Origin of the sequence: Fervidicella metallireducens AeB (genome assembly GCF_000601455.1) — a bacterium.
GTDB classification, from domain to species: Bacteria; Bacillota; Clostridia; order Clostridiales; family Caloramatoraceae; genus Fervidicella; species Fervidicella metallireducens.
This window is the reverse complement of record NZ_AZQP01000103.1, coordinates 1-2,125: the sequence shown is the minus strand read 5'-3', so window position 1 is coordinate 2,125 and position 2,125 is coordinate 1. Positions and strand designations below refer to the sequence as shown.

Below are 2,125 nucleotides of genomic sequence, written 5' to 3'. Positions count from 1 at the left end.
GGTTCATGTTTATGAGATTATTATTTGCAACGTAAATATGATAAATCTTATCTGTCCCAAGTCGAGGCTGTAATACTGCTACCTTCAAAGGGTGTAAGCAATACTTCCTCCCTTTCCATAAGCTTTAACAGCCACTCCGGAGCTTCTGCCGGGGTTCTGTCAAAGGGAGAATGATTCTTTATCCATTCATACCGATTACCGCTTACATGAATGCTTGGAGCTACGACAATCAGACCACCTGTTGAACGCGTATCAAGTCCCGGTGCAAACTTGGTCTTATTGGGAATGCTCCGGCCTTTAGGGTATTTAAAGACATAGTGCCGACCTCCACTTCCTGTAACAGCAGTAACCGTATCCGGAAGTTTTCCATGTGTTGCTTCAAGTGCAGATAGGGTCTCATCACCGCCATCGTCCACATCAAGAACCAGCCAGCCGGACTTCTCGCCTGTAGGAATGCCTATATTGGCATTGGGGGTTTTCGTCCACCATTTCCTTATTTGCTCAACATCAGTAGTGGAATTCTTGTACCAGCCGGTATATAACGGATGCTTTCCCTTGCTGTCGCAATCACTCCTTGCCTTGCAGGAGCAGGAGCCATCCTCACAAATCCAGTGCAGAGGTATAACCGGGATATTGGCTTCTGCATATTTTAATGCCGCATCCATCATTGTCATTTTCAAATTCTCACCTCCTGTCTCACCGAATATAAATAGAGCCTGATAAATAGTTTTTAAGACTATCTGCCAGGCTCTATAGGTGAGTCTTGTGCTCCCTTTGCGGCTCTGTGCCAGATTTATTCACTTTTTACCCCGCCTTTTTCTCCAGCTTCACTTCAAAAACCTTTCTGCACACCGGCATTTGATTTCAACATCAGCATAATCGGCATCAAATACTCTGTGATTTCAGTGTGGGCAGCGGACAATGTACTTTTTCTTACTCACTTGCCTTCACCTCCGGCTTTTTTAGCTTCATGAGTCTTGCCATTTTCATCATTACAGGCTCTAAAATCTCTCCAACCATGTAATGAACCGTTGGTGAATAATTCTCCTTTGTTTCGTCAAACAGCTTGGAAATGAGGTCGTAGAGATTCTTTATATCCTCATCTGTGGCACCGGCTGTGCTAACCTCAATAAAAATCTTGGTTCCATCGCGCTTGGCAATATGGTCATTCACATACTTTTCCAGAGCATATCTTGCTATGCTTGATGTGGTAACGCTTGCCTCCGGCATTTGTGCTTGAAGCTCATCAATGATGGCATCCAATTCATCCGACTGCCTTTGTGTAAGTCTTACCCGAAGCATACTATCCTTTTCTGTAGACATTATTGCACCTCCTGTATTTCTTGCAGTTTTGATTGTATCACATTGTATTACGTTTTGTCAAGCATAAGTAAAAAGAAAAAGGCCACACCAGCCGAAACTGTGTGACCTTGAAACACCACTATTTTTATTTTTTATAGGTAAAATCAAGCACTTTAGCTGTACCAATAATACGAGAGGCATTTTGAATGTCTAAAATCATACCTTCATTAATCAAAGGTTTAATTTCTTCATAGGCTTCGCCTTCTATGGTAGGGAACTCAATGTTTACATGATATGATTCTTGGTAAAGGAATTTATCACAAGGAATGTTACTTATTATTGTTCCTGAGAATAGTAATCCGTCACCAAATTTAAAGGCTGGCCTTAAAGGATATTGTGTAGATATTCCATCACTTTCAACAGTATTGCCTTCGGGTCTATTAAATTTAATATCTGCTCTAACTATTAGCATAATATCCTCCTCTGTTATTAATACTTATGAATAAGCTCCTGTATTATTTTATTAAACTCACCTAACTTATCAGCATGTATAGTTACAGTACCACTTTTGAATATAAACTTATCGACTTGAGTAAAATCACCGATTTTATTTAACACACTTGTAGGTACTTTAACCTCAATTATGGCTCCAATATCCGAGTATTTATCTGCAAATTTTAATGTTTCCTCAAAACTTAACCCAAATTGTTTAGCTTGAAGTCCATTGGGAATTACGTTAAATTCACCCGTTTTCATTACATCATAAAATTCGTCGGGACCCACCGCTCTGTACAAACTTGTTAAACTTTCACCAGTTTTACTC

General features: G+C 40.0%; 4 protein-coding genes. All 4 read right to left on the bottom strand.

Annotation, left to right across the window (positions count from 1 at the left end; translation table 11 throughout):
- Positions 1-47: 47 nt before the first annotated feature.
- The gene (locus tag Q428_RS13785; RefSeq protein WP_242847865.1) at positions 48-674 is read right to left on the bottom strand and encodes a bifunctional DNA primase/polymerase; all 627 of its coding nucleotides are present in this window, start codon (positions 672-674) and stop codon (positions 48-50) included.
- 259 nt (positions 675-933) lie between these two features.
- Positions 934-1,323 carry a hypothetical protein gene (locus Q428_RS13780; protein WP_035381914.1) on the bottom strand — a complete coding sequence of 130 codons (390 nt, stop codon included), beginning with the start codon at positions 1,321-1,323 and terminating at the stop codon, positions 934-936.
- Positions 1,324-1,447: 124 nt separating this feature from the next.
- Positions 1,448-1,774: a hypothetical protein gene (locus Q428_RS13775; RefSeq protein WP_035381912.1), complete on the bottom strand. Its 327-nt coding sequence runs from the start codon at positions 1,772-1,774 to the stop codon at positions 1,448-1,450.
- Between the two features lie 17 nt (positions 1,775-1,791).
- A partial coding sequence (locus Q428_RS13770) for a hypothetical protein (RefSeq protein WP_035381910.1) occupies positions 1,792-2,125 on the bottom strand: 334 nt, incomplete at its 5' end.

Bases quoted from the DNA above. Each gene is read 5' to 3' on its own strand.
- Q428_RS13785 (WP_242847865.1), bottom strand. From the start codon at position 674: ATGACAATGATGGATGCGGCATTAAAATATGCAGAAGCCAATATCCCG.
- Q428_RS13780 (WP_035381914.1), bottom strand. From the start codon at position 1,323: ATGTCTACAGAAAAGGATAGTATGCTTCGGGTAAGACTTACACAAAGG.
- Q428_RS13775 (WP_035381912.1), bottom strand. From the start codon at position 1,774: ATGCTAATAGTTAGAGCAGATATTAAATTTAATAGACCCGAAGGCAAT.